Annotated in this window: 6 protein-coding genes and 2 pseudogenes; 7 read left to right on the top strand and 1 reads right to left on the bottom strand. The window is 70.4% G+C overall.

All coding sequences use genetic code 11. From position 1 onward, the window contains the following. Positions 1-260: 260 nt before the first annotated feature. The 7 genes and pseudogenes from ABZ956_RS30055 to ABZ956_RS30025 all read left to right on the top strand — a co-directional run. Positions 261-878 (top strand): antibiotic biosynthesis monooxygenase, encoded by a 618-nt coding sequence (locus ABZ956_RS30055; RefSeq protein WP_361900514.1) that lies wholly within the window; start codon positions 261-263, stop codon positions 876-878. A 127-nt stretch (positions 879-1,005) separates the two neighbouring features. Next, entirely contained in the window at positions 1,006-1,191 is a 186-nt protein-coding gene (locus tag ABZ956_RS30050; protein WP_361900511.1) for a hypothetical protein, read from the top strand. 77 nt (positions 1,192-1,268) lie between these two features. Beyond that, the gene (locus ABZ956_RS30045; RefSeq protein WP_361900508.1) at positions 1,269-1,721 is read left to right on the top strand and encodes a hypothetical protein; all 453 of its coding nucleotides are present in this window, start codon (positions 1,269-1,271) and stop codon (positions 1,719-1,721) included. A gap of 111 nt (positions 1,722-1,832) precedes the next feature. Beyond that, positions 1,833-3,575 (top strand): pyruvate dehydrogenase, encoded by a 1,743-nt coding sequence (locus tag ABZ956_RS30040; protein ID WP_361900505.1) that lies wholly within the window; start codon positions 1,833-1,835, stop codon positions 3,573-3,575. Positions 3,576-3,756: 181 nt separating this feature from the next. Then, positions 3,757-4,626, top strand: coding sequence for a YceI family protein (locus ABZ956_RS30035; protein ID WP_361900502.1), 870 nt, complete (start codon positions 3,757-3,759; stop codon positions 4,624-4,626). A 70-nt stretch (positions 4,627-4,696) separates the two neighbouring features. After that, positions 4,697-5,227 carry a DUF6584 family protein gene (locus tag ABZ956_RS30030; protein ID WP_361900500.1) on the top strand — a complete coding sequence of 177 codons (531 nt, stop codon included), beginning with the start codon at positions 4,697-4,699 and terminating at the stop codon, positions 5,225-5,227. A gap of 54 nt (positions 5,228-5,281) precedes the next feature. Next, positions 5,282-5,745: pseudogene (locus tag ABZ956_RS30025) on the top strand (transposase family protein); the annotation flags it as partial. On the opposite strand, the pseudogene ABZ956_RS30020 reads toward ABZ956_RS30025, so the two are convergent. Beyond that, positions 5,745-6,405, bottom strand: a pseudogene (locus ABZ956_RS30020) (IS701 family transposase); the annotation flags it as partial. The pseudogenes ABZ956_RS30025 and ABZ956_RS30020 overlap by 1 nt on opposite strands. Between the last annotated feature and the right edge of the window lie 6 nt (positions 6,406-6,411).

The following is a 6,411-nucleotide window of genomic DNA, read 5'->3' as shown; positions in this document are numbered from 1 at the left end:
ACGGTCAACACCGACATGATGCTGGCAGCCGCCGGCGCGCTCGCCGATGTGGTCGCCGAGGACGAACTCAACGCGAACTACATCATCCCGAGCGTCTTCAACCCGGGAGCCACCGCGGCCGTCGCCGCCGCGGTCAAGCGGGCGGCCCTGGCGCTGTAGGCGAGCCGGTGGGGGAGGCGTTCGCATCAGCCGCGGGGCCGGTCGGCGAGCAGAGTCCTCGATCTTGACCTCAACCGCGGTTGATGTACGAACGTTTCCCCATGACACGCCTCGCCGCGATGCGGCACCCCCATGCCGGTATCACCCTCATCAGCCGCTGGATCACCGGTGGCGAAGAGCGCTCCCGCGCCGCCGCGGACGCGCTCCTGGACACCTGGTCGCAGGGCGCGGACGGCGACGTGCCCGCTGCCCGGCTGGCCACGCACGTCTTCGTGGACGAGGACGGTTCGGGCCTCCTCATACACGGCCAGTGGACGAGCGCCGAGGACCACCTCGCCTTCGTACGGGAGGGACGTGCGGCGCGGGTCGGCCGGATCGACACGCTCGTTCCCGGCATCGAGCGCCCCGGCCTGCACCGCACACGTCCGTACCGCGAGGTGACCGTCGACCCCGGCCGGGCCGCCGACGTCTTCGCCTTCGCCACGTATGACGCGGAGGCACCCGGCCGGGCGCGGGCCCGGGCCGACACGCGCGCGGCCGCGCTGACGGACGCGGCGCCGCCAGGACTGCTGGGCTTCCACCTGTACCTCACGACCGACGGCGGGCGCGTCGTGGAGCTGGCCGAGTGGGCCGGAACGGCCGACGCGGTCGCACGGGAGGCGGTGCACGGGCCCGGTACGCGCTTCTACCGGTTCCACGGCTCGCGTAGCACTCGGTAGCGGTCATCGTACGAAGGGCATGCCTGGTGCGCCCTGGCAGCGGGATGCGGGCCCCGCACGGCCGTGTGAGGCTGGAAGAGGGTCCCGTCATCAAGAGGGTCCCGTCATCCAAGAGATCGGATCAGTCATGGTCGGGCTGCCGAAGAAGAAGCACAAAGAGGCCCGCGACGCCGAACGCAAGCGCAAGCATCAGGGCAAGCCCGCGGGCGCCACGGAGAAGAAGCGGGAAGAGCCGGCGGAGGAGCGTCCCTACAAGCCCGCCCCCGAGACGGACGTTCTCGGCTGGGGCCATCGCGACGGGTCGACCTCCTGAAGCCCCTTCACGCAGAGGCGACGCTAGGATGAGACGTTTGTTCGACGCGTTGCCGTGTGCATAGGGGTGGGGAAAGCGTGAGGACGGAACTGAGGGACGTCGCGGGCGAGTTGGCCGGAGTGCTGTGGCGGGAGCACACCGTCTACCGGGACCGGGCCGGGCACGTCGTCATACGGGGCGAGCACGTGCGGCGCTGGATCAGCCTCGCGCCCGCCGGGGGCAGGGGCGAGGTGTGCCTGCGGGCGGGGCGCATCCTCGAGGGCGGCACCACCGCACCGGCGCGCGCGGAGGCCGTCGTCCCGCTCTCCGCCGGGACGGCCGCACTGGCCGCGGCCTGCCGACGGCTCCTGGCCGAGACCGCCGACGTCGCGGCGGCGCCGGCGCCGCGGGCACCCGCCCCCCGGCGCACCCCGCGTGCCCGGCGCGCGGCGAGGCCGCGCCGCGGGAGTCTCACCTCGTGGGTCGTGATGGCGTGCGTGGCCTGCTTCCTCGGCCTCTGCTTCTACAGCGCCTGGCCGGCCGGCAGCTGAACCCGTCACCGCCCGTGCCGGCTTCCCACCCGAGGGGCCGGCCGCCGGGGATGCACCGCCCTGTGTTCTGTGGATTGATGGGGGAAGGGGCGAGGCGAGAGGACCGGATTCATGCCGAAGGAGACGGTGGCTGAGCAGTTCGTCGACATCCTGGCCCGCGCCGGGGTGCGGCGGCTCTACGGGGTCGTCGGCGACAGCCTCAACCCCGTCGTGGACGCCGTGCGCCGCAACGCCGCCGTCGACTGGGTCCAGGTCCGCCACGAGGAGGCCGCCGCCTTCGCCGCAGGAGCGGAGGCCCAGCTGACCGGCAGGCTGGCCGCCTGCGCGGGCTCCTGCGGCCCCGGGAACCTGCACCTCATCAACGGCCTCTACGACGCCCACCGTTCCATGGCACCCGTCCTCGCCCTGGCCTCGCACATCCCCAGCGGCGAGATCGGCACCGGCTTCTTCCAGGAGACCCACCCGGACCAGCTCTTCCGGGAGTGCAGCCACTACTGCGAGCTGATCTCCAGCCCCCGGCAGATGCCGCGGGTGCTCCGCACGGCCGTCCAGAACGCGATCGGCCGAAGCGGCGTCGGCGTCGTCGTCCTGCCCGGCGACATCGCGGGCGAACCGGCGCCCGGGCGCGTCGCCGACCACGCGCTGGTCACCGCGCGGCCGTCGGTGCGACCGGGGGACGCGGAGATCGACGCGCTCGCCCGGATGGTCGACGAGGCGGGAAAGGTGACCCTGTTCTGCGGCAGCGGCACGGCGGGCGCCCATCAGGAGGTGATGCGCTTCGCCGAGCGGGTGAAGGCACCCGTCGGGCACGCCCTGCGCGGCAAGGAATGGATCCAGTACGACAACCCCTACGACGTCGGCATGAGTGGCCTGCTCGGCTACGGCGCCGCCTACGAGGCCACCCACGCGTGCGACCTGCTGATCCTGCTGGGCACCGACTTCCCGTACAACGCCTTCCTGCCGGACGACGTGAAGATCGTCCAGGTGGACGTGCGGCCCGAACACCTCGGCCGGCGGTCCGCGCTCGACCTCGCGGTGTGGGGCGACGTCCGTGAGACGCTGCGCTGTCTGACCCCCCGGGTGCAGGTCAAGAAGAGCCGCAAGTTCCTCGACAAGATGCTCGCGAAACACGCGGAGGCCCTCGAAGGGGTCGTCAAGGCGTACACCCGGAAGGTGGAGAAGCACACGCCCATCCACCCGGAGTACGTGGCCTCGGTCCTGGACGAGGAGGCCGCCGACGACGCGGTCTTCACCGTCGACACCGGGATGAACAACGTATGGGCGGCCCGCTACCTCACCCCCAACGGCCGCCGCCGCGTCATCGGCTCCTTCACCCACGGCTCGATGGCGAACGCCCTGCCCCAGGCGATCGGGGCGCAGTTCCTCGACCGGGGCCGGCAGGTCGTCTCGATGTCCGGAGACGGCGGGTTCGCCATGCTGATGGGCGACTTCCTGACGCTGGTCCAGTACGGGCTGCCGGTGAAGGTCGTGCTCTTCAATAACTCCTCGCTGGGCATGGTGGAGCTGGAGATGATGGTGGGCGGCCTGCCGTCGTACGGCACGACCAACCACAACCCCGACTTCGCGGCCATCGCCACCGCGGCCGGAGCGTACGGCGTGCGGGTGGAGAAACCGAAGCACGTGCGGGGCGCTCTGCGGGACGCCTTCAAGCACAAGGGGCCCGCGCTGGTGGACATCGTGACCGATCCCAACGCCCTGTCGATCCCGCCGAAGATCACCGCTGACATGGTCGGCGGCTTCGCCCTGTCGGCCGGGCGGATGGTCCTGGCGGGCGGCGTGGGCCGGATGGCCCAGATGGCCCGCTCCAACCTGCGCAACATCCCGCGCCCCTGACGGGACGCCGGAAGAGTGCATGTATGGTGCAATGTGTTGCTCGGGCGCTTCGCGTGATTCGAAGCTGTTCCGAGTTGATCGGTCCGCTTTCGAAGGAGAAGCGGGCTGTTTTGCCTTGTAATGGCGATATGTGATGGTCTGTGGTCCGACCACCTTCCGGCCAGAGAAAGGTCCTCACGGGATGCCCCTCGCGCTGCTGCGCCGTTTCAAGAGCTCTCCGCGGCAGGGAGGTGCCCCCGTCCCCCGCGGTGCGGGAGCCGTCGACTGTCTTGTCCTCGACCCGGTGCAGCTGCCGTTGCACCGGGCCGAGGTCTCCGTCCGGGACGCCCGTGGCGGGGAGGTCCTCCACGGGCAGACCGACCCGCACGGCAGGTTCGCCGCGACCATGAAACCCGGGGAGTACGGGCTCGTCGTGACGGCCGAGGGGTTGCAGCCCGTACGGCGGACCTTCGAGTGCACCGCGGAAGCGCGTACCGAGCTCGAACCGATCGGCATGGATCCCGCGCCCGCGCCCGCGACGCCCGCGCCGGGGGCGTGGCGCATCGATTCCGACCACACGGCCGTGCGCTTCATCGCCCGGCACATCGGCCTCGCCGAAGTGCACGGCAGGTTCAACCGGTTCCAGGGAAACCTGTGGGTCGCCGAGCGCATGGAACAGTCGCGGCTGGACGTGGTGATCGAAACGGCCAGCATCGACACGGGCGTCGAGCAGCGCGACAAGCACCTGCGCTCGCCGGAGTTCCTGGACGTCGCCGCCTACCCCTACATGCGGTTCACCAGCGAACGCTTCGTCCACCGCGGTGGTGCCCGCTGGAGCGTCCAGGGCGTGCTGAACCTGCACGGCGTCAGCCGGAACGTCTCCCTCGACACGCGCTACCTGGGCATCGGCACCGGCATCATGGGCGAGACCCGTACCGCCTGCTCGGCCAGCACCGAACTGCACCGTGAGGACTTCACCCTGAACTGGCGCTCCATGCTCCAGCGGGGCATCGTCATGATCGGTACGACCATCAGGGTCGAGCTGGACATCCAGGCCGTGCCGGAGGCGTGATAGGAGCGAGCCAGGTGCTGGGCAAACAACCAGGTCGACGGGGACCAGTGCAATACCCGATCATGTGCTCATGCCCCTCAGAGAGACCCTTGCCCGTGTCGATGCAGACCTGGCCGCCGGCCGGGTTCCTGTTGCGCGCCAGCGTTTGCGCGGTCTCGTCTCGTCCTTCCCGTACGATCTGACCCTCCGTCGGCGCCTGGCCGAGGTGTACCGGCTCTACGGCGATGCCGCCGAGGCCGGGCGGTGGATGTACCTCGAAGAGGACCGCAACGGCGACGAGACCGTCGCCTTCGAGGCGCGGTACGGATCTCCCGCGTGGCGGATGAAGGCACTCGCCTGGCGCGGCCCCGAGGCGATGGCTGCCACCTCCTTCGCGGAGAAGCAGCTGGTCGCCGTGCGGACCGCCTGCGTCGAGGAGCTGGGTCACCCTGTCGACTGGGCCGACCCCGCCTCCTACCAGGACGGCCTGGAGGACAAGGACGAGGAGGCGCCATCCGGGCCGTGGACGGTCGGCGGTGTGCTGGCGGGCGGCGGCTGCCTGGTGGGGGCCCTCGCGTTCCTCGCGATCTGGGTAAATGGAGTCGTTGCCCTCTTCGACTGAAGCAGGTCACCGAGGGGCGTTGAGGCGCCTGGCTACGAGTGCAATGATCTCGCGATGTCTGCTGTGATTACGGCGTCACAGCCGTCCTGGACAGCTCCGTTCACCGGGTTGAGCCCTCGCTGTTTCGGCACGCTGGTGGCTCAGTTGCGCACGAGGGAGCTGAAGCGGTACGCAGAGGACGGCCGTGGAGCCTGCCACTGGAGGATCGGGTGCTGCTGGTCACGACGTACTGGCGCACCAACGTGGCGCTGCGCCCTGCTCGCACCGCCGTTCGGCATCTCGAAGTCCGCGGCTGACCGCATCATCAGTCACCTTGGTCCCCTGCTCGCGCTCAAGCCCCGCAGGCGGTTCCGCAGAGCACCGTACTCATCGTGCACGGAACCCTGGTGCCCACCCGCGACCACACGGTGGCCGAGCGGTCGAAGAACCGCCGTTACTCCACCAACCACCAGGTCGTCATCGATGCCGACACCCGGCGCGTCGTTGTGGTCGGCCGACCGTTGCCCGGCAACCGGAACTGCCAGGCCCGCTTCGGTACCTTCGTGGCCAGGGCATCCGCGTGGAACTTCCCCGCGCCGGTGGTGACTTCGGCCGAGCAGGCGACGGCTAGTGCGTAGCCGGCCTTGCGCTCTTCCAGCGCAGACCGCAGCTTCGGGTTGCCGCCGTAGACCTCGTCGCCAGCGACCCGGCCTACGCGGTGCCCAGCATTCAGGAATCGGCCGATCATGCGGGCGGCCAGCTCGGGCTTGGTCGCGAAGACGGTGTCCTTGCCCAGGCCCGCGGCCCGGCAGTGGTCCGGATCCGCAGTCCACGAGCGCGGGATGTACAGCTCACGGTCCACTGCCGCATGCCCACCCCCCCCCCCGCATAGACGAGGTAGACCGCGAGCTGCGCGTTCTCGATCCTCCCGGCGGTTTCGGTGTACTGGCGCTGGACCAGCACCGCATCCTCGTCGTGCGGATGCTCCAGCACGTATTCACGCACGTCATCACGCACGCGGTCGGCATCCCACCGGGCCCGGCCGAGCAGGTGCTGCATGCCGTCGGGACTCGATTCCCCGGCCCACTCGGCGATCGGCCAGGAGTTCTTGCGCGGCAGGTCCGACAGCAGCCCCTGCACGAAGGTCCTCAGCCGGCGCCGGGGCCAAACCGCGCGAACCGGCCCGCTATCCGGCCCATCAGGGC

The organism is Streptomyces sp. NPDC046261, from assembly GCF_040646235.1.
GTDB lineage: Bacteria > Actinomycetota > Actinomycetes > Streptomycetales > Streptomycetaceae > Streptomyces.
This window is presented reverse-complemented; position numbering and strand designations above follow the sequence as displayed.